The 20260-nt window shown below is 66.6% G+C and carries 18 protein-coding genes and 1 pseudogene; 5 read left to right on the top strand and 14 right to left on the bottom strand.

Going from position 1 to position 20260, the window contains the following annotated elements; translation table 11 throughout:
- Both AB4Y44_RS33810 and AB4Y44_RS33805 read right to left on the bottom strand, forming a co-directional pair.
- Positions 1 to 1161, bottom strand: a complete 1161-nt coding sequence (locus tag AB4Y44_RS33810) for a hypothetical protein (protein ID WP_368701952.1) — start codon at positions 1159 to 1161, stop codon at positions 1 to 3.
- Between the two features lie 94 nt (positions 1162 to 1255).
- A complete protein-coding gene (locus AB4Y44_RS33805) occupies positions 1256 to 2770 on the bottom strand; it encodes a carbohydrate porin (RefSeq protein ID WP_368701951.1) in 1515 nt (504 codons plus the stop codon).
- Between the two features lie 319 nt (positions 2771 to 3089).
- Here AB4Y44_RS33805 and AB4Y44_RS33800 point away from each other — a divergent pair, with 319 nt between their 5' ends.
- A complete protein-coding gene (locus tag AB4Y44_RS33800; RefSeq protein ID WP_342922498.1) occupies positions 3090 to 3956 on the top strand; it encodes an arylamine N-acetyltransferase in 867 nt (288 codons plus the stop codon).
- Between the two features lie 78 nt (positions 3957 to 4034).
- Positions 4035 to 4712, top strand: coding sequence for an isoprenylcysteine carboxylmethyltransferase family protein (locus AB4Y44_RS33795; protein ID WP_368701962.1), 678 nt, complete (start codon positions 4035 to 4037; stop codon positions 4710 to 4712).
- Positions 4713 to 4719: 7 nt separating this feature from the next.
- Here the strand turns inward: AB4Y44_RS33795 and AB4Y44_RS33790 are convergent, their stop codons facing one another.
- From AB4Y44_RS33790 to AB4Y44_RS33765, 6 genes are all read right to left on the bottom strand, one after another.
- Positions 4720 to 5499 carry a hypothetical protein gene (locus tag AB4Y44_RS33790; protein ID WP_342922499.1) on the bottom strand — a complete coding sequence of 260 codons (780 nt, stop codon included), beginning with the start codon at positions 5497 to 5499 and terminating at the stop codon, positions 4720 to 4722.
- A 217-nt stretch (positions 5500 to 5716) separates the two neighbouring features.
- Positions 5717 to 6721, bottom strand: a complete 1005-nt coding sequence (gene cydB, locus AB4Y44_RS33785; RefSeq protein WP_368701950.1) for a cytochrome d ubiquinol oxidase subunit II — start codon at positions 6719 to 6721, stop codon at positions 5717 to 5719.
- 37 nt (positions 6722 to 6758) lie between these two features.
- Positions 6759 to 8198, bottom strand: a complete 1440-nt coding sequence (locus tag AB4Y44_RS33780; RefSeq protein ID WP_342922502.1) for a cytochrome ubiquinol oxidase subunit I — start codon at positions 8196 to 8198, stop codon at positions 6759 to 6761.
- 409 nt (positions 8199 to 8607) lie between these two features.
- A complete protein-coding gene (locus AB4Y44_RS33775; protein ID WP_342922503.1) occupies positions 8608 to 8895 on the bottom strand; it encodes a 4-oxalocrotonate tautomerase in 288 nt (95 codons plus the stop codon).
- Entirely contained in the window at positions 8841 to 9617 is a 777-nt protein-coding gene (locus AB4Y44_RS33770) for a class II aldolase/adducin family protein (protein ID WP_342922504.1), read from the bottom strand. The genes AB4Y44_RS33775 and AB4Y44_RS33770 overlap by 55 nt, the downstream gene beginning before the upstream one ends.
- Positions 9618 to 9627: 10 nt before the next feature.
- A complete protein-coding gene (locus tag AB4Y44_RS33765) occupies positions 9628 to 10647 on the bottom strand; it encodes an urea transporter (RefSeq protein WP_342922505.1) in 1020 nt (339 codons plus the stop codon).
- A gap of 171 nt (positions 10648 to 10818) precedes the next feature.
- Here AB4Y44_RS33765 and AB4Y44_RS33760 point away from each other — a divergent pair, with 171 nt between their 5' ends.
- On the top strand, positions 10819 to 11397 hold the full coding sequence (locus AB4Y44_RS33760; RefSeq protein ID WP_342922506.1) for a putative glycolipid-binding domain-containing protein: 579 nt from the start codon (positions 10819 to 10821) through the stop codon (positions 11395 to 11397).
- 21 nt (positions 11398 to 11418) lie between these two features.
- Here AB4Y44_RS33760 and kch read toward each other — a convergent pair whose 3' ends face one another.
- From kch to AB4Y44_RS33740, 4 genes are all read right to left on the bottom strand, one after another.
- Positions 11419 to 12600 (bottom strand): voltage-gated potassium channel protein, encoded by a 1182-nt coding sequence (gene kch, locus AB4Y44_RS33755; RefSeq protein ID WP_342922507.1) that lies wholly within the window; start codon positions 12598 to 12600, stop codon positions 11419 to 11421.
- The gene (locus tag AB4Y44_RS33750; protein WP_342922508.1) at positions 12597 to 13481 is read right to left on the bottom strand and encodes a mechanosensitive ion channel family protein; all 885 of its coding nucleotides are present in this window, start codon (positions 13479 to 13481) and stop codon (positions 12597 to 12599) included. The genes kch and AB4Y44_RS33750 overlap by 4 nt, the downstream gene beginning before the upstream one ends.
- 123 nt (positions 13482 to 13604) lie before the next feature.
- Positions 13605 to 14141, bottom strand: a complete 537-nt coding sequence (locus tag AB4Y44_RS33745; RefSeq protein WP_368701949.1) for an N-acetyltransferase family protein — start codon at positions 14139 to 14141, stop codon at positions 13605 to 13607.
- Positions 14142 to 14238: 97 nt separating this feature from the next.
- Positions 14239 to 15162, bottom strand: coding sequence for a DMT family transporter (locus AB4Y44_RS33740; RefSeq protein WP_368701948.1), 924 nt, complete (start codon positions 15160 to 15162; stop codon positions 14239 to 14241).
- 120 nt (positions 15163 to 15282) lie between these two features.
- Between AB4Y44_RS33740 and AB4Y44_RS33735 the strand changes: the two genes are divergently transcribed.
- Positions 15283 to 16701 (top strand): PLP-dependent aminotransferase family protein, encoded by a 1419-nt coding sequence (locus AB4Y44_RS33735; RefSeq protein ID WP_342922511.1) that lies wholly within the window; start codon positions 15283 to 15285, stop codon positions 16699 to 16701.
- A gap of 18 nt (positions 16702 to 16719) precedes the next feature.
- Here the strand turns inward: AB4Y44_RS33735 and AB4Y44_RS33730 are convergent, their stop codons facing one another.
- Both AB4Y44_RS33730 and AB4Y44_RS33725 read right to left on the bottom strand, forming a co-directional pair.
- A complete protein-coding gene (locus AB4Y44_RS33730; RefSeq protein WP_368701947.1) occupies positions 16720 to 18024 on the bottom strand; it encodes an MFS family transporter in 1305 nt (434 codons plus the stop codon).
- 249 nt (positions 18025 to 18273) lie between these two features.
- A complete protein-coding gene (locus AB4Y44_RS33725; RefSeq protein ID WP_368701946.1) occupies positions 18274 to 19842 on the bottom strand; it encodes an MDR family MFS transporter in 1569 nt (522 codons plus the stop codon).
- 151 nt (positions 19843 to 19993) lie between these two features.
- On the opposite strand from AB4Y44_RS33725, the pseudogene AB4Y44_RS33720 reads away from it, so the two are divergent.
- Positions 19994 to 20134: pseudogene (locus AB4Y44_RS33720) on the top strand (TetR family transcriptional regulator); the annotation flags it as partial.
- Positions 20135 to 20260: the final 126 nt, after the last annotated feature.

Here is a 20260-nt window from a genome sequence, read left to right as displayed (position 1 = left end):
TTATTTAGCCAGCACGAGAGTGTTTACGTCGTCTTCGACGTAGTAGAAGCCGTCGCCTGCCGGGGTCAGCGCGATGCCGAACAGGTCGCCGTTGCCCGGAGGCGTCTGCGCCTTGTCGGTATCGATCCAGCGTGCGTACAGCTGCTTTGCAGCGGCCGGGTCGATCTCGACGACCTGGCCGTTCAAGGCATTCGTGACGAGCAGGTGGCCCTGCGGCGTGACGATCATGGCGAGCGGACGGTGCAGCAGGCCGTCGGCGGTGAGCTGGCGGCCCACGCCCGCGCTCGTGTCGCGCGTGAGCGGATCTTCGATCACGTTGATGCGGTTGCCGATCGCGTCGGACACGTAGAGCAGCTTGTTGTCCGCCGAAAGCGCGAGGCCGGTCGGGCCGACGAGGAACACGCCCTTGTCCGCCTGCGCGCCGAAGCCGCTCGCGACCACGGTTTCGTGCTTCAGGACCGGCGCCTGGCCGCTCGGGACGTCGAAGTCGAGGCGCAGCACCGTGGCCTGCTTGAACACGGGCGGATTGCCGTCCGCGCCGCCCACGCCGAAGCCCGCATTGCTCACGAACAGTGTGGCGTGGTCGCCGTTGTCGACCACGGCCATGTTGCCCCACGGGTCATTGATATTGGGACTGCTGATGACCTTGTTGATCTTGCCGCTGCTGTCGAGCACGATCATGCAGCCCGCGCCCTTGGTGCCGGTGGTGCCGTCGTTGCTCGGCGTGCTGCCCACGATGACCCAGCCCGACTTGAGCATCGTCATCGCGGTTGAAAGGCCGACGCCGCCCGGGCACTCCTTGAGATCGCGCGGAATCGTCGCGAACAGCGTCATCTGCTTCGTGTCGGGGTGGTAGTCGACGATCGTGCTGCCGGTGCCCTGCAGGTTGGCCGCATTGTTGAAGTTGTCGACCAGCACGTCGCCTTCTTTCACGGTGCCGGAGGAGACCGGCGCGACGAAGATCGCATACGGGTTCTGGTCGCCGTTGTCGGGCACGGTGTTGATGAGCGTGGTGTGGTGCTTGACGGTCTCGAGCAGGCCCTGCGGTTCGGCGTGAGCGGCGAGCGGCGCGCCGGCGAGCGCCGCCGCGGCGGCAAGCGCGAGCGCGGAGCGGACCGCGTGGGCCGTGCATTGCAGGAGTGTGCGCGTAGCGTGTTTCATACTGAATCTCCGTGCCTCGCGCGGCCGGCGCGCACGCCGGCCGGAACACGCGAGGACTTGGGGTTGAACATGGGGCGGGTGCGCTTTCGTGGGCCTAGAACGTGATGTTGGTCCGCACGCCAATCACGAACGTATTGCGCAGCGGCGCGGTCGGATCCTGCGGATTCTGGCCGGCGCCCGCGTTGAACGTGTATTGCGCGTCGGCCTGGAGAATCCACCACGGCGTGACCTGATACTGATAGGTGGCTTCGAGCGCGGTTTCCTGCGTGCGCACGCCGTAAGGACCGCCGGTGAAGATCTGCTGGTCGAGGTCGAGGTTGTGCACGTTGTTGCCGACCTTGATGTAGGTGGCGGCAAGGCCCACGCTGTCGTTGTCGCGAGCCTTGAACGGCGCCTTCATGACGATGCCGAGGTTGGCCGCGAGGCTCACGAGATTGCGATCGCCGGGCGCGCCCATCACGCGCGCGAATACACCGATGCTGCGCGCTTCGTCCGGGTCGGGACGCCAGATCATCTGGTCGGCCACCGCGTAGATGCTGTAGTTGCCCCGATGCGTCGCCGGAATCCCGGTCGAGGCCGGATTCGCGAGCGACAGGCCGGTGTTGTCGTAACGCTGGTCGTCGAACGGGTTGTTGTTGTACCAGAAGCCAATCTTGTAGGTGCCCGGCAGGCCGTGATTGTCGGCGCTCACGAGTTCGCCTTCGGACGGCTGGTTGATGGCGTACTGCAGTTCGCCGATCCACAACGTGCCGTTGTGCAGATTGAAGTTCGTACCACTAAGGTTGTTTGGATCGTTGCCGAGCGGGTCGCCTGCGAACACGCCGGCGAGCGCGGTGAGCGAAGGCGTGATCTGACCGCGCACGCGCACGCCGAGACCGGCGAGGGGATAGGCCGGGCCGCCCGAGGGCATGTCGTACGAAGGCAGCGCGGGCCAGCCGAACATCGTGTTGATGAAGAGCGCCGCGTACTGGCTCGTGATGAATTCCTGGTCGAGACTCTGCTGACCGATCTTCACGTCGAGGCGCTTGTCGAGGAACGATTGCTGGTACCACAACTCCCAGAGGCGCGTGGTCGGCGTCGCTTCGATGCCGCTCGCGGTATTCAGCGTGCCGAGGTTCGACGTGCTCAGGTTGGTGCCGTGAATCTGCAGGCCGCTCACGTTGAACAGACCGCCCGGAATGCCGAGCGCCTTGCTCGTGTCGACCTGCACGGTCGCCGTCGTGAGGCCGTCGTACGCGCCGCCGGTCTTGAGGCCGCCGCGCAGGTTCGCGAGGTACTCGCTCGTCTCCGTGAGCTGGAAGGTCACGCCGTATTTGCCGAGCCACGGCCGCAGTCCGCCCATGTCGCCGAGCATGGTCTGGCGCGTCCAGAAGCCGGTCCAGAAATTCGACGGCTGCGCCTGGATCGCGAGGTCGGCTTCCGGTGCTTCCGGCGCGGCGTCGGGGGTCGCATTGCTTTGCGCGTGAGCCGCGCCGCAAGCAAACGTCGCGCTGGCAGCGAGCGCTGCGATGGCGCGCAACGCTGGCGCACGCCGGGGCGCCGGACGATGGCGCACCGAACGGCGCGAGCAGGCCGACGAAGTAACGTGGACTGATCGGGTCAATTCCATCGTATTCCTTACTTATTGAAATGTTTGCGTGATGTGTCGCTCTGGCATTTGTTATTCGCAAATCGCTGAATACCCGACATCTCCAGACGGCGCCATCGTACTAACGGAGAATGCGAGCGTCAACAAAAACGAGAATGATTCGCAACTGTTTTACGCTTGCTTTACGCCGGACCACGGGCATCCTTGCGAAGTGCTTTCATTCGCGTATTTGCGCATTACAGGTTGTTAGCTTTGGATGAATAATCAGGGGAATGAAGTCGCTTATCATCATCTATGTGAACCCACGTTTCGCCGCTCAAACTTCAAACAAGCTGGCTCCATGACCGACATTTCCCCAGGCTACGAACTCGATCTCGACGCGTACTTCGCCCGCATCGGCTACGACGGTCCGCGTGTCGCGACCCTCGCCGTGCTGCGCGAACTGCAGTGTCTGCACCCGCTTGCGATTCCTTTCGAGAATCTCGATCCGCTGGCGGGGCGGCGCGTGTCGATCAAGCTGCCGGACATCGTCGCGAAGCTCGTGAAGCAGCGACGCGGCGGCTACTGCTTCGAGCACAACACCTTGCTCGCGCATGTGCTCATGCAACTGGGCTTTACGGTGACGCCGCTCGCCGCACGCGTGCTGTACGGGCGCGAACCCGACGCGCGCACGCCGCGCACGCATATGCTGCTGCGCGTGGAGGCGGAGCGCGATACGTGGCTCGTCGACGGAGGCTTCGGTGCCGCGACGCTGTGTGCGCCGCTCTCATTCTCGACGGAGGCGGAACAGCCGACGCCGCACGAACCGGCGCGGCTCGTGACGTTGTCGGCGAACGAGCGCAAGCTGCAATTGCACGATGGCGAGAAGTGGTTCGATCTCTATCGTTTTGAATTGACGCCCGCCGAGTGGGTCGATTACGAAATGGCGAACTGGTACACGTCGGCGTCGCCCGAGTCGTTCTTCACGTTCAGCCTGATCGCGTGCATTGCACGCGAAGGCGGCCGCGCGATCCTGTTCAACGAGCGTTTTACCGAGCGCGACGCGCAAGGCCAGGTGAGCGAGGAGCGTACGCTCGCAAATGGAGCGGAACTCGCGCAGTGTCTGCGTGAACGCTTCGGCATCGATCTCGCGCGTGGCGAAGAAGCGCAGCGTATCGACGCCGACGCGCTCTATGCGCGCATGACGTCACACAACGCGCAACGGTAGGCGCGAGTCAGCGTCCGACGCGACGCGGCGCCCGCGCGCAAGGAGGGCATCATGACTGAGCTGAAAATGACGAAAGCGCTGATGGCGAAGCTGTTCGTGCAAGTCGTCGTCTGGTTCGGATTGATGGGCGTGCTGTTGTTCGTTTCGGCGGGCACGCTGGCGTGGACGGCGGCGTGGCTGTGGCTCATCGAGTGGGCGTTGTGCGGCGTGTGGATCGGCCTGTGGCTCGGGCGCGAAGATCCTGGCCTGCTGGTCGAGCGGCTCGCGCCGTTCGCGCAACGCACGCAGCAGCTGTGGGACCGTGTGTTCATGCTGTGCGTCTCGGTGGGTTTTTGCGCGTGGCTCTGCCTGATGGGCATCGACGCCGTGCGCATGGGCTGGTCGAGCGTGCCGCTGTGGCTCAGTGTGCTCGGCGCCATCTTCATCTTCGTCGATATCTACGCCACGCGTGCCGTCTTCGCCGCGAACCGCTTTGCGGCGCCCGTGGTGAAGATTCAGAGCGAACGCGGGCATACGGTCAGCGACACCGGCCCGTATGCCTACGTGCGTCATCCGATGTATGGCTTCGCGCTGCTCTTTCTCGTCGGCACGCCGCTCATGCTCGGTTCGTGGTGGGGGCTTGCGTGCGTGCCCTTCATGGTCGTGGGGATCGGCTATCGCGCGGTGCGCGAAGAGCAAACGCTGGCGGAGAGTCTGCCCGGCTACCGCGAGTATCTGGCGCGCGTGCGTTATCGCTTCGTGCCGGGCATCTGGTAGTGCGAGATTAAGTCGTGGACGGCGAAGTCAGGTCTTGCGCGTAACGGCGATAAAGCCAGGCGAGTGCCGTGGTGGTGAGCAGCGCAAACACGATATTGCCGATGCTCTGGCCAATGGCGAGCGCGGTGAGCCACCCCGGTTGCCGCACGATTTCAGGCGTGACGCCCGCGAGGCCCATGCCGATCAGCACGATCAGGCCGCACACCGCAATGGGCAGCGCGGCGACGAAGATGACGCCCAGGAGGCTCCAGAAGTGTCCGCGGCTGTCGCGCCAGGCGGCGCCGAAGGCGATCGGGCTGCCGACTGCGAGCGCCGGAAAGAGCAACGAGAGGCGCACCGCCACGAACATCCAGATCGCGATGACCACCAGAAAGAGGAACGCCGCGCCGCCCTGGTACTGAGGCCGCAGCACGACCCACAGCAAGAGCGCGAATGCGCCGAGCGCGACCGCCAGGATGAGACCGACCGCGAAAATGCGCAGGAACGGCCTGGCTCCGGCCGGCATGAGCGGCGCGCTACGCTCGCCTAGCAGCACGAAGCGCGAAATCTTGAGCGTGAACCACAGGTAGACAAGCGAATTCAGGAGCGAGGCGAGATTGCCGAGCGCAATGAGTCCGGCGGAAGGCGTTGCGCCTTCGGCCGGCACGGGGCGCCCGGCGAGCCCGAACCAGCCGAGCGCGGCGTAGATCACAAACGTCCCCGCAAGGAGAAGCGGCATTTGCACGGCGGCCTGCCAGGCGCTCGCCCATGCGCGCTTGACGCATTCCATGAAGGTCATCTGTTGCATGAGGTTTTCGCCCGGGTGACAGAGAGCCTACAGTCTAACGCGGCGCCGTGAAATCGAGCGCGCTCGTGCGAATCCGCTCGCTGCCATTCACTTCACGGCGAACAGCGTGAGGTTCATGAAGACCTTGAATGCGAACCCGAGCGAGACGGCTGCGCCGACGCCCGCACACCATAGGAGTACGAACCAGAGCCAGCCAGGCAGCGCCCGACGTGCAGTTTTAATGGTAGTGATGGGTGTCGCCATGACGCACCTTGCCTCTAAAGACCCAGTAGCTGAGCATCGTGTACGCGAGGATGATCGGCAGAATGAATGCTGCGCCCGCGAGCGTGAACATCTGGCTCTCGCGCGGCGCCGCCGCTTCCCACAGCGTGAGGCCCTTCGGAATCGCGTACGGCCACAGGCTCACGAGCAGGCCCGCGTAGCCGAGCAGCACGAGTCCGATGGCCGCGATGAAGGGCGTCTTGTGATGGCGTGCATGCACGGCCCAGCGCATCCACGCGGCGCAGGCGAGCACGAGCAGCGGCACCGGCGCGAGACGCCAGAAGAGGCCCGAACGGAACCAGCGTTCGGCGATGGCCGGGTCCTGTAGCGGCGTCCACAGGCTCACGAGCGCGATGAAGCCGAGCAGCATGACCGTGAGCGGCCAGACGAGCTTGCGCAGGCGGCGCTGCAGGTCGCCCTCGGTCTTCGCGACGAGCCAGCAGCAGCCGAGCAGCGCATAGGTCGCGACGAGCCCGAAGCCCGAGAGCAGGCTGAAGGGCGTGAGCCAGCCGAAGGCGTCGCCGGCGAACTGGCCGCCGTCCATCGGAATGCCTTGCAGGAATGCGCCGAGCGCGATGCCCTGGAAGAACGCGGCGCCGGTCGAGCCGCCGATGAACGCGAGGTCCCACAAGTGCTTCGTGCGATTGGCCTTGGCGCGAATCTCGAACGACACGCCGCGGAAGATCAGGCACGCGAGCATGAACACGAGCGGCAGGTAGAGCGCGGAGAGCACGGTCGAGTACACCACGGGGAACACGGCGAAGAGCCCCGCCCCGCCGAGCACGAGCCAGGTCTCGTTGCCGTCCCACACGGGGGCGACCGTGTTCATCATGAGATCGCGCTCTTCCTCGTCGGGAAAGAGCGGGAACACGATGCCGATGCCGAGATCGAAGCCGTCCAGCACCACGTAGAGAAGAACGCCGAGCGCGATGATCGCGGCCCAGATGACGGTGACATCCATTTTCTTGCTAGCCTCGTAACGATGAATGCGGGGAGCCTCAGGCGTCGATCAGCTGATCGGCGGCGGACATGGGGCGGCGCGCGGTCTGGCTCGCAGCGAACGCAGGGTGGGCTACGCGCGGCTCACGTGGCTCATGCGGTGTATGTGGCCTCGAGTCGGGCAGCGCGGGACCTTTGCGCAGAAGCCTGAGCAGGTAGTAAATGCCCGTGCCGAACACGAGGAAGTACACGGCCACGAACGCCATCAGCGAAATGCCCACCTGTTGCGCCGTGAGCGGCGACACCGCCTGTGCCGTGCGCATCACGCCATAGACCACCCAGGGCTGACGGCCGGCTTCTGTCGTCACCCAGCCCGCGAGCAGCGTGATGAAGCCCGTCGGTCCCATGGCGAGCACGAAGCGCTGGAAACCGCGCGATTCGTAGAGCGTGCCGCGGCGGCGCAGCACCCAGCCGGTCACGCCGAGCACAATCATCAGGATGCCTAAGCCGACCATGACGCGGAAGCTCCAGAACAGCAGCGGCGAGTTGGGCCGCTCGTCGGCAGGGAAAGACTTGAGTCCCTTGATCTCGCCGTCCCAGCTATGCGTGAGGATCAGGCTGCCCAGGTGCGGAACGGAAACGGCGTAGTGCGTCGTCTCGGCCTGCATGTCGGGAATGCCGAACAGGTTGAGCGCGGTGCCGCCTTGTTCGGTGTCCCAGATGCCTTCGATCGCGGCGATCTTGGCGGGCTGATATTCGCGCGTGTTCAGGCCGTGTGCGTCGCCGACGAAGGCCTGCACCGGCGCGAGCACGAGCAGCAGGCCGAGCGCCATCGAGAGCATCTTCTTGATGGCGGGGTCGCGCCGCCCCTTGAGCAGATGCCACGCGCCGCTCGCGGCTACCACGAGCGCGGCCACGATGAACGCGGCGATCGCCATGTGCGCGAGACGGTACGGGAAGGACGGATTGAAGATGATCTTGAACCAGTCCACCGGCACGACGTGGCCATCGACGATCTTGAAGCCTTGCGGCGTCTGCATCCAGCTATTCGAGGCGAGGATCCAGAACGTGGAGATGAGCGTGCCGATGGCGACCATCAGCGTCGCGCCGAAGTGGGCGCGCGGGCTCACGCGGTTCCAGCCGAACAGCATGATGCCGAGGAAGCCCGCTTCGAGAAAGAACGCGGTCATGACTTCGTACATCAGCAGCGGTCCGGTGATGGGACCCGCGAACGACGAGAAGCCGGACCAGTTGGTGCCGAATTCGTAGCTCATGACGACGCCGGACACGACGCCCATGCCGAAGGCCACGGCGAAGACCTTCGACCAGAACAGGCAGAGGTCCTTGTAGAACGGTTGGCGCGTTTTGAGCCAGCAGGCTTCGAGCACGGCAATGAAACTCGCGAGGCCGATGGAGAGCGCCGGAAAGACGATGTGAAACGAGACGGTGAAGGCGAACTGCAGCCGGGCCAGGTCGAAGGCGGAAATTGACGTGTGCATGTACGTGCCTGATGCTTGCTTACCGGGAAAAGCGCGGAAGAGACGTCGCACGGCGAGGCAGGGGGCGCTGCGCTTCTCGTGCAATGGACGTAAGCGTAGGGGAACGGCGAAGGTTTTGCTGCGCTGCGACGTGCGCCAGCGTGTCGCAGTCGTCAATATCAATGAGACGAAAACATGCGCTAACGCATTGATACAGATCAATTTAGACTAAACACTCGTTGCGCAGCGAGGATGGGCGAAGAGCGTCGCGCTGCGTCAATACACCGCGCTGCCGCATGGGGTGCGGCAATGTGCCTCCGCGTGCGGGGTCAGGAATCGTGCGGGGGGAGAATTCAGGCGCGCCTGGCGGCACGAGCGGGGCGTGCGTCGCCAGGCGGAAAAGATCAGGAATGCGATGGAAATGGCGGCTTTAGCGCGGATCGCTCCACAGCTTGCCGGCCGTCGCCCAGTTTTCCGGCTTCACGTCGTGAAAGATGATGTCGACGGATTGCGGCTCGACGCCGAGCACCTTGCACGTGGTCTCGGTCAGGGCGGCGGCGAGCTGGCGTTTTTGTTCGACGCTGCGGCCTTCGAACATTTCGATGTGGAATGTCGGCATGCGGGTCTCCTTGAAAAGTGAGCGATACGATGGATTGGGCGCGATCAGTCGCGGTATGACGAATCGATGCGATCGAGCTTGCGCAGCAGCGCGGGCCATTCGAGCACGCCTTCGATCGCGCCGCCGTCGCGCAACTGCTCGGCCGTGCGTTCGGCCACCCCAGGCGGCGGCACGACGAGCGGCACGCCGCCGGCCTGAGCCTGCAGCTGGATTTCGCAGGCCTTGATGAGCGTCGCCATCAGCACGTAGGCTTCGGCCACCGTGCGGCCGGTGGTGAGCGTGCCGTGATTGCGCAGCAGCATGGCCGGGTGAGCGCCGAGATTGGCCGTGAGGCGCGTGCCTTCGGCGGGCGTGAAGGCGAGGCCTTCATAGTCGTGCCAGGCGAGCTGGCCGTAAAAACGCAGCGCGTGCTGCGAGGCGGGCAGGAGGCCGTCGCGCTGGAGCGACACGGCGATGCCCGCCGTATTGTGCAGATGCATCACGCACACGGCGTCGGGCCGCGCGAGATGCACGGCCGCGTGCAGCGCGAAGCCGGTGGCGTTCACGGGATGCTCGCTTGCGCCGACGATGCGGCCTTCGGTGTCGATCTTCACGAGATTCGAGGCGCGCACTTCGTCGAAGGCGAGGCCGAACGGGTTGATGAGGAAGCGGCCCGCCTCGTCCGGCACAGCGGCGGAGACGTGCGTGTAGATGAGGTCGTCCCAGCCGTTGAGTGCGATGAGGCGGTAGGCGGCGGCGAGATCGACGCGCAGTTGCTGCTCGGCGGCGGAGCGCGGCGCGGTCTCGGCGCAGGTGCTCGTCGGGCGATGGGCGAAAGACATGGCGATTCCTTCAGCGGACGATGGACTCTTCAGACGGCATGGATGACGCAGGGCGCAGGCGTCGCGCCGCCGCGTGCACGCTCCAGCTTGCCAGCACGAACGGCGCCGTCAGCGCGGGCAGTCCGCAGCGCGCGGCGGCCAGATGCAGGGCCGCGGCGAGCATGGTCGCACAGATCGCGGCGCGTGTGCCGAGCGCGCAGACCGCGAGCGCGGCAAGCGCGCCGTTGAAGCCCGCGAGGCCCGCGCCGAAGGCGTCCGGGCTCGCACCGCATGCGAGTTCGAGCGCGCTCGCGAGCGCCGCGCCGCCGAATGCATAGGCGGCTGCGCGCGGCGACGACCAGGCGAGGCCCGCGAGCACGCATAGGCCCGCCGCCGCGCCCGAGGCAAAGGTGGTCTGCGCGAGGCCGCTCAGCACGCCGGCGGCGGCGTGTGCGGCAGCAGCGAGCGGTGTGCCGTGCGGGGCCAGCGGGGCTGCGGCGATTGCGCTGGCGACGGGAGCGCTGCCCGGGTGCAGCGGCAGCCAGATCCAGGTCGCGGTGAGGCAGGGCACGGAATACAGGCCGAGCCGGGCGCGAGCGAGGCGGCGGTCCAACGGCCCGGCGATCCACGCACTCGCGCCGCCTGCGATGAGGGCAAGCGCGGCCGCCGTGCCGGCATCGCCGACGAAGGTGAACGCCGCGAGCGCGGCGAGCGCGCCGTTGTAGCCGGCGAGGCCGTCGCGGATCGCCGCGTCTGCGTGGCCTGCCACGACCGCGCAGACGTTGGCCGCCGCGGCGCCGAGCAGGGCGGCGCAAGCCAGCCGCCAGTCGGTGAGCGCGAGCGCCGCGAGCAGGCACGCGCCCGTTCCCGCGTGCGCCTGCAGCACGATCTGGCCGAGGCTGCGCAAAGGCGCGCCGACGGCGGTGTCGGTGGTACGGGCAGTGGCGCCGGAAGCGGCGGAAAATCGGGCGGACATGGCGAAGGCGTGGCGGGCGGGTACGGGCCGGTGCGGCCCGCATGCGAGGCGCACGGCCGGCCAGATTGCGAGCATAGGCGATGCAGACCGCCTCGCGCATGCGCGTGCGTTGATAGTCGCTATTCGTCGCCGCGTTACGATATGCGCAAGGCAGTTATCGAGGTCATCCAGAGACAGCTTTGCATGGGACCAGAGTAAGTGCTAAAGCACTAACTCTGGTCGACAGCTTTGCATGGGAGGCGAACGATGCGTGAAGTGCGTTGGGCATCCGAGACGGGCGAGGGTATCGAGCATCTGGCGTTCGATGCGCATTGCGGCCCGAAATTCGGCGAAAAAGGCGACACGATCCGCGCGGAAAGCGTGGTCATCGGCGAACGCTACGGCAAGTCCTATGGCCTGTGCTATGCCATCGAGTGCGATGCGCACTGGCGCGTGCGCTGGGCGGCGTTTCGCGTGATGGGCGGCGGCTCGCTCGTGCTCCACAGCGACGGCAAGGGCCACTGGACCGACGGCGAGGGGCGCGCACTGGAGGCGCTCGACGGCTGCATCGACATCGACATCGCCGCGACGCCGTACACGAACACGCTGCCGATCCGGCGTCTGGGCCTCGCGCGCGGCGAGCGCCAGCCGATCCGCGTGGCGTACATCGCCGCGCCCGAGCTGGAGCCCAAGCCCGTCGAGCAAGCCTACGTGTGCATCGAGCGCGATCGCGAGTATCGCTACGAGGGCATCTTTCGCGACTTCACGGCGAACCTGCGCGTGGACGAAGACGGGCTCGTGATCGACTATCCCACGCTGTTCCGGCGCCTTCCGCTGCCGGACTGATGGCACGCGGCGACAAGGCGCTTACGCCGCGCCGCCCGCGCTCTTGCCGAACAGCAGCTGCTCGACCAGCGTGTTGTCGATGGTTTCGTTGTTGAGCGTGCGCGCGAGCAGCTCGCCCGCGAGCAGTTGCGGCGAGAACACCATGTCCGGCTGCAACAGACGCAGCCGCTGCAGGTTGCGGCTGTCGTTGACGAGCGCCACGGTGCGCACCTTCGGTGCGATCTCCTTGATGGCGAGAATCACGAAGGCGTTCTCGGCGTCGTCCGAGCGCAGCGCGAGCGCGGCGAGCGCGGTCTCGGCGCCCGCGTTGTGCAGGGTCGCGGTGTCGCTCGCATCGCCGACGATGAGATCGGCCTCCGGGGGATAGTTGTGCGGAATGTTCGGCGCGACGATCACGGTCGCCGCGTAGCCGCGCTTGAGGAGCCCCGCGTACACGCTATGTGCGAGCGGCGACGCACCGACGATCAGATAGTGGTTCTTGCGGGTCACGTTGGAAATGCCTCCCTTCACGATGCGTTTCAAATGGCCGCCGATCACGGGCCCGATTACGGCGCTGATCGACGTCGCGAACACGGTGATGCCGAGCACGATGATCGAGGCCGTGAACAGCCGCGCAGTGTCCGAGCGCGGCACGATATCGCCGTAGCCGACCGTGGACATCGACACGATCGAGAAGTAGAACGCCGTGACGAGGTTGCGGATAGGCGGGTCGAAGTCGTCGCCGAGATACAGCGAGCCGAACACCGCGTAGACGACCAACGAGCCAATGCTCAAGAATGCGAACAGCGAGCCCGCGGCGACGCTCGCGCGATCGAAATGGCGCCAGTAGTAGATCAGCGAGCAGGCGAGGGCGAGCGAGAAGCCGGCGAGCGCGTTACTGCGATAGTCGCCCCACAGGCAGATGCTGGCCGCGCCGGCGAGCAGCACCAGTGAAAGCACCCACGCCACGCGCGCCCGTAGCGCGATGCCGAACGACATCATTGTGAGGCCGGTCGCAACGAGCGCCTGGGGCAGCGCGAGCACGCCGAACGCGTTGATGAGCGTGATCCAGTCGTCGAACCAGTTGCCGCGCGCGTGTTCGAGCGCTTTCTGCGCGACCGGGCGCACCAGCAGCAGGCCGTCGAGCACCAGCAGCACGGCCAGGTAGCCGTGCGGCACGAGCCCTCTGGCGTAGCCGCGCAGGCGGCGCGCGTACGCGCTCATTGCTGCGCGTGTTGCGTCGGTTGTGTCGGTTGCTCAGGCTCCGCCGGTTGCGTCTGCACGATGTGCAGCTCGCGCGTGCGCAGGGGCAGCGAGCAGTTCGCGTCATTGAGCACCTGGCGCACCTTGCGCGACAGCTCCCAGCGCATTTCCCAGAAGGTGTCGATGTTCGACCACACGCGCACGTTGAGCACGGCGGTGCTGTCGTCGAAACGCGTCACCATGACTTGCGGCGCGGGCGAGGCCAGCACGCGCGGATCGGCGGCGGCGAGCGTGCGCAGCGCGTCGATGGCGCGGTTCACGTCGTCGCGCACCGACACTTCCACTTCGAGGTCGAGCCGGCGCGTGGGATTGCGGCTGTAGTTGCGGATCGAATTGCTCCACAGCGCGCTGTTCGGCACGTACTCGCAGATGCCGTCCGGTTTCGTGAGGCGCGTGGTGAAGAGGTTCACTTCCTCGACGGTGCCCGCGACGCTGGCGCCGGCGCTGCCGTCGATATAGTCACCCACCTTGAACGGCCGCAGCAGCAACAGCATGATGCCGGCCGCGATATTTTGCAGCGTGCCTTGCAGCGCGAGACCGATGGCGAGACCGGCCGCGCCGAGCACCGCGACGATGCTGGCGGTCTGGATGCCGATTTGCGAGAGCGCGCCGATCACGGCGACGAGGCGCACGCCCCACACGGCGGTGTCGCGCACGATGGGGCGCAGCGTGGGGTCGATGCCGCCGCCTCGCCGCTTGATCCAGTTGCCCACGCGGCGGGAGAGCCACCAACCGAACCAGAGGATCGCGAAGGCCGCGCACAAGCGCAGCGCGAGCGCGGAGAGCGCGTCCCACAGGAAGCCCCAGTTGGACGGGTGCAGGTGTTCGAGGAGGGGTTGCATGGCGAATCAGTCCTTGTCTGCGGAGCCCTGGGTCCGGCTCCGTTGCGAAAGGACGTATTGTACGAGCGGCGTTTCGCTTGCGGCGTGCGTGTGGCGTGCCGCCATGCCGTTGAGCGTCGCGCGTCAGCCCTTGGGCGGCGTATCCGCGCCCGGCCCGAGCGTGCGTTGCATGAGCGCGGTGTCGCGCCACTCGCCGTGCTTGAAGCCGACGCCGCGCAGCGTGCCGGTCAGTGAGAAGCCCAGGCGCTCGTGCAGTTTGAGCGAGCCGCCGCGGGGATCGGCGACCACGGCGATCATCTGCCGCCACGGGCCTGCCTCGCAGCGCTCGATCAGCGCGTTGAGCAGCGTGTGGCCGAGTCCGCGGCCGCGAAACGCCTCGTCGACATAGATCGAATCTTCAACCGTGAAGCGGTATGCGGGACGCGGCCGGTAGGGCGTGGCGTAGCAGTAGCCCGCCACGCGGCCGTCGATCTCGGCGACGAGCCAGGGCAGGCCGTGTTCGCGCACGGCGGCGTGGCGGCGCAGGAGTTCGTCGAGCGTGGGCGGCGTCTCCTCGAATGACGCCGTGCCGTGCAGCACGTGGTGTGCGTAGATCGCAGTGATGGCGGGAAAGTCGTCGGCGGTGGCGTCGCGCACGTGCGGGTCGGAATGTGGGTTCATCGGTTGGAGCGAGCGCGAAGGCAAAGGAGAAGGAGGTTTGCGTTCCTCACTATGCCTTGCGCGGGCGCGCTTTTGAAGCGCGCCAAAAAAGCCCGGTCTAGACGCGCTGCGCGCCCGCGCGATTCGCGACAGCGGAAGCACCGCCCGCGCGCCCGAAGCGCCGCGCGCCGGCCACGCACGCGATCACCACGGCGGTGACGGCGATCATCGCGGGCGGCACGGCTTCGTGCAGTAGCAGTGCCGCGAGCACGAAGCCGAAGAACGGCTGCAGCAGCTGCAACTGCCCGACGCCCGCAATGCCGCCGAGCGCGAGCCCGCGATACCAGAACACAAAGCCGATCAGCATGCTGAAGATCGACACATAGGCGAACCCCCACCACGAGGCCGCGCCCACCGCGGCGAACGAGGCGGGTCGCAGCCACCACGCAAGCGGCGCCATCGCGGGCAGCGAGATCACGAGCGCCCAGCAGATCACCTGCCAGCCGCCCAGGCGCCGCGAGAGCCGCGCGCCTTCCGCATAGCCGAGCCCGCACACGACGATCGCGCCGAGCATGAGCGCGTCGCCGAGCGGCGAGGCGTCGATGCCGTGGCGCAGCGCGAACGCCACCACGACGGCGCTGCCCACCGCGGAAAAGAGCCAGAAGGCCGGCTGCGGACGCTCGCCCGCACGCAGGACGCCGAACACGGCCGTGGCGAGCGGCAGCAGGCCGACGAACACGATGGCGTGCGCCGAACTCACGTGCTGGAGCGCGAGCGCCGTGAGGAGCGGAAACCCCACCACCACGCCGAGCGCGACGATGACGAGCGGCCAGACTTCGGCGCGCGCGGGTCGCGCAGCGCGCAGCCCAAGCAGCAGCAGCACGCTGAGCACGCCCGCGATGCTCGCCCGCGCGACGGTGAGGAACACGGGGTCGAGGCCGAGCACGGCGAGCCGCGTGGCGGGCAGCGAGCCGCTGAAGATGAGCACGCCTGCGAGGCCGCAGAGCCAGCCGTCGGTGGTGGGGTCGAGCGTTTTGCGCATGGGCTTGGGCAAGAGGAAACAGCGGTGATCGATCCGCTGATGATGCGCGCCGCGCCGCGCGAAGGTAAGCTACAGATCAGTACAATTTGTTCAAACTGTATTGAACACGGAGCAGTACAGATGAAAGACAGAGCGAGGACGCAAGCCTTGCCCATGACGCGCGTCGAGCAGGTGATGCAGGCGCTGCGCGAGCGCATCGCCGCGCGGGCCCTGGCTGCGGGCGCGCGCGTGCCGTCCATCCGGGCGATGAGCGGGCAGCTTGGCGTGTCGAATTCGACGGTGGTGGAGGCCTACGAGCGCCTCGTCGCCGAAGGCGTGCTCGTTGCGCGGCGCGGCGCCGGATTTTTCGTGGCCGGGCACGCGCCGCCGCTCGCGCTCGCCGCGCTCGGGCCGCAGCTCGACCGCGAGATCGATCCGCTCTGGCTCACGCGCCAGTCGCTGCAGACCGAGGCCGACGCGCTGCGGCCCGGCTGCGGCTGGCTGCCCGCCTCGTGGCTGCCGCAGGACGCCGTGCGGCGCGCGCTGCGCGCCCTCGCACGCGACCCGCGCGCGCCGCTCACCGATTACGCGTCGCCGCTCGGCCTGCCGGCGCTGCGCCAGCAGCTGGCATGGCGGCTCGGCCAGCACGGCGTGGAGGCCGCGCCGGAGCAGATCGTGCTGACCGACGGCGGCACCCAGGCGCTCGACCTGCTGTGCCGCTTTCTGCTGGAGCCGGGCGACACCGTGCTCGTGGACGATCCGTGCTACTTCAATTTCCAGGCGCTGCTGCGCGCGCACCGGGTGCGCGTGGTCGGCGTGCCGTACACGCCGACGGGTCCGGATCTCGCCGCGTTCGAGCGCGCGCTGGCCGAATCGCGCCCGCGCCTCTATGTGACGAACTCGGCGGTCCACAACCCCACGGGCGCGACGCTTGCGCCCGCCGTCGCGCATCGCCTGCTCAAGCTCGCGGAGGAACACGACCTCCTGATCGTCGAGGACGACATCTTCGCCGACTTCGAAATCGAGCCCGCGCCTCGCCTCGCGGCCTTCGACGGGCTCGCGCGCGTCGTGACGATCGGCAGCTTTTCGAAGACGATGTCGGCGGCGGCGCGCTGTGGTTTCATCGCGGCACGCGCCGACTGGATCGAGCCGCTCGTGGATCTCAAGCTCGCGGTCTCGTTCGGCAATGGGGAGATGGTGGCGGAACTCGTGCACCGTCTCCTCGTGGACGGCACCTATCGGCGGCACCTGGATGGCTTGCGCGCGAAGCTCGCCGACGCCATGGGCGAGACGCTGCGGCGGCTCGCGGCGCTGGGCCTGAGCGCATGGACGCGGCCGCAGGCGGGACTATTCGTCTGGGCGCAGTTGCCGGATGGACTCGACGCCGCGCAGATCGCGCGCGAGGCGCTGGTGGAAGGGGTGGTGCTCGCGCCGGGCAACGTGTTCAGCGTGTCGCGCAGCGCGGGCGATTTTCTGCGCTTCAATGTTTCGCAGTGCAATCGTCCGAAGGTCTACGAAACTTTGCAGCGTGCGATGGAGCGGGTGGCGCAGCCCGCATGAAGGGGCCGCGCCCATGCATCACGGTTCGTGACGCAGATAGCCTTCCTTCGACGGATCGCGCATGCGCCACGAGACGATCAGCGAAATTGCGCACAGCGCGGTCACGTACCAGTAGAACGTGGACTCGCTGCCTGCCGACTTGAACCACAGCGCGACGTATTCGGCCGAGCCGCCGAACAGCGCGTTGGCGACCGCGTACGAAAGGCCCACGCCCATCGCGCGCACTTCGGGCGGGAACATCTCGGCCTTGATGAGGCCGCTGATCGAGGTGTAGAAGCTGACGATGGCCAGCGCCACCGTGATCAGCGCGAACGCGGCCGCCGGGCTCGACACGTCCTTGAGCGCATGCATGAGCGGCACCGTGCCGATCACCGCGAATGTGCCGAACAGGATCATCGACGTGCGCCGGCCGATCTTGTCGGACAGCGCGCCGAACACCGGCTGCATCAGCATGTAGACGAAGAGCGCGCAGGTCATCACGTTGCTGGCGGTTTTCGCGTGCATGCCGGCCGTATTGACGAGGTACTTCTGCATGTAGGTCGTGAACGTGTAGAAGATCAGCGAGCCGCCTGCCGTGAAGCCCACCACTGTGAGGAACGCGCCCTTGTGCTGCCACACGCCGCGAATCGTGCCCGCGTCGCGTTTGTGGCGCGACTCGCTCGTCGAGGTTTCGTCGAGCGATTTGCGCAGATAGAGCGAGATCAGCGCGGCGAATGCACCGACCACGAACGGGATGCGCCATCCCCAGGCCTTCAGTTCTTCGGTGGAAAGCGTCTGCTGCAGGACCACGAGCACGAGCAGCGCGCAGAGCTGGCCGCCGATCAGCGTGACGTACTGGAACGACGCGAAGAAGCCGCGCCGGCCCTTGAGTGCGACCTCGCTCATGTAGGTCGCGCTCGTGCCGTACTCGCCGCCCACCGACAGCCCCTGGAAGAGCCGCGCAACGAGGAGCAGGAACGGGGCGAACGCGCCGATCTGCGCGTAGGTGGGCAGCATGGCGATCACGAGCGAGCCGCCGCACATCATGAGCACCGAGATCATCATCGCGGTGCGGCGGCCGTGGCGGTCGGCGATGCGGCCGAACAGCCAGCCGCCGATGGGGCGCATGAGGAAGCCCGCGGCGAACACGCCGGCGGTGTTGAGCAGCTGCGTGGTGGTGTTGCCGCTCGGGAAGAACGCGGGCGCGAAATACAGCGCGCAGAACGAGTAGATATAGAAGTCGAACCACTCGACGAGATTGCCCGACGAGGCACCGACGATGGCGAATACGCGTCGCCTCGTGTCTTGCGCGGATAGCGTGGTTGGGGCGGTCTGGACGTCCATGGGCGGGTCTTCTCCTGGTTGTGTGTTTTGTGGCGAGCGGCCGTCATGCGGCCGTCGCAAGAGTTGAAACGCGCGCCGCCGGGTCCCGGCGCGCGATGCCCGCGATTTTAGCTAACTGTAATTGAATGTGTGGAAAATGTAATGACTGCGCGAACGGGCCCTAATAGGCCCACGTAATGCCGGTTCGCGAGGCACAAAAAAGCCAGCGGGGAGCCGCTGGCTGGAAGGGAAAAAGCGGGCGAACCGCGTTCAATGCTGCTTGCGCAGCGGCACGTCGCGCAGGAGCCACGACAGCGCGAACGAAAACACCACCACGACCGCAGCCGAGAGATAAACCGTGTGCAGCGCGCCGGCGAACGCGTCGAGGTACTGCGCGTGCAGCGTGGGCGGCAGATGGTGGATCACATCGGGCGTGAGCGGCTGCGGCAGTTCCACGTCGGCGGTGAGCACTTTTTCGAGCCGCGCGTGCAGCCCATGCGAGAACACGGCGCCGAACGCGGCCACGCCCACCGAGCCGCCGATCGAGCGGAACAGCGTCGCGCCCGACGTGGCCACGCCCATGTGGCGAAAATCCACGGCGTTCTGCACGGCGAGAATCAGCACCTGCATCACCATCCCGAGGCCGCAGCCGAGCAGGCCCATATAGAGATACATGAGGTGAATCGGCGTATCGATCTGCAGGCGCGCGAGCAGCATCATCGCCACGGCCACGAGCGCCGTGCCCACGATCGGGAACATACGGTACTTGCCGATCTTGCTGATGATGCGGCCCGTGATGATCGACATCACGAGCACGCCGCCCATCATCGGCAGCATCTGCATGCCGGCCTGCGAAGGCGTCGAGCCCTTCACCACCTGCAGATACAGCGGGAGGAAGGTGACCGAGCCGAACAGCGAGACGCCCACGATGAAGCCGATCAGGCTCGCGAGCACGAAGGTGCGCTCGCGAAAGAGTTCGAGCGGCATGATGGGTTCGGCGGCGTGCTTTTCCTCGTGGATGAAGCCTGCCACGGCGACGATGCCGAGCAGCAGCGTGAGCCAGAGCGTGGGCGACGTCCACGGCAGCAGCGAGCCGCCCTCGCTCGTGAAGAGGATCAGGCAGGTGAGGGCGGCGGCGAGCCAGCCCGCGCCCATGTAGTCGATCACGTGCTTCACGTGCGCGGCGCGCGGCTTGAACACCGCGCCGATCACCAAGAGCGCGATCGCGCCGAGCGGCAGGTTGATGTAGAAAATCCAGCGCCACGACAGATGCTCGACGAGAAAGCCGCCGAGCAGCGGCCCGATCACGGTGGCGATGCCGAATACGCCGCCGAACATGCCCTGATACTTGCCGCGTTGCGCGGGCGGGATCACGTCGCCGATGGCGGCCATCGTCACGACCATCAGGCCGCCGCCGCCGATGCCCTGCAGGGCGCGCAGCACGATGAGCTGTTCCATGTTCTGCGCCACGCCGCAAAGCGCCGAGCCGATCAGGAAGATCACGATGGCGGCCTGCAGCACGATCTTGCGCCCGAACAGGTCGCCGAACTTGCCGTAGAGCGGCACGACGATCGTCGAGGTGAGCAGGTAGGCCGTGACGACCCATGAGAGCCGGTCGAGCCCGCCCAGCTCGCCGACGATGGTGGGCAGCGCCGTCGAGACAATGGTCTGGTCGAGCGCGGCCAGCAGCATGACGAGCAGGAGCGCCGGAAACAGCAGCCGGATGGGCGGGTGGCCGCCCGCATCGGCAGCTGCCGGGCCCGACGCCAGCACCGCTGCATTCGCGTGAGCGCCGACCCCCGCCGTAGCGGGCACAGGGTGTTTCGTGCTGGGTTTCATCGTGTGCGTCTGTCTTGAAATTAATTAATTTGGAGGTTAATATTAGGCCAATTATTCCAGTTGGTCAAAATTCATTTCGTTACCCGATAAAACGCCTATGAAAGTGCCAGAACCCACCCTCGACACCGCAGGCGGCACGCCAGGCCGGCCCGCCGCGCGCCGTCCCGGCCGGCCCAGCGGCGGCGTGGGCGGGGCGGAGCAACGCTTGCGTCTGATCGACGCGGCGCTCGCGTTGTTCGCGCGCCAGGGCATCCTCGACACCTCGCTTGCCGCCATCGCCCGCGAGGCAGGTGTCAAAGCCATTTTCAGATGTCGGGGTCCCGGCTAAATACAGATGTCGGGGTTGAGGTTGGTTCTGGGTGTGGTTGTTTTGTAGTCCTTTATATCTATCTGGAGGGGGTTTTTAGCACCGAGCCTC

The sequence above is a fragment of the Paraburkholderia sp. BR10937 genome (assembly GCF_040965695.1).
Classification (GTDB): Bacteria; Pseudomonadota; Gammaproteobacteria; order Burkholderiales; family Burkholderiaceae; genus Paraburkholderia.
The sequence above is the reverse complement of the archived record's forward strand: the minus strand, read 5'-3'. Positions and strand labels throughout refer to the sequence as shown.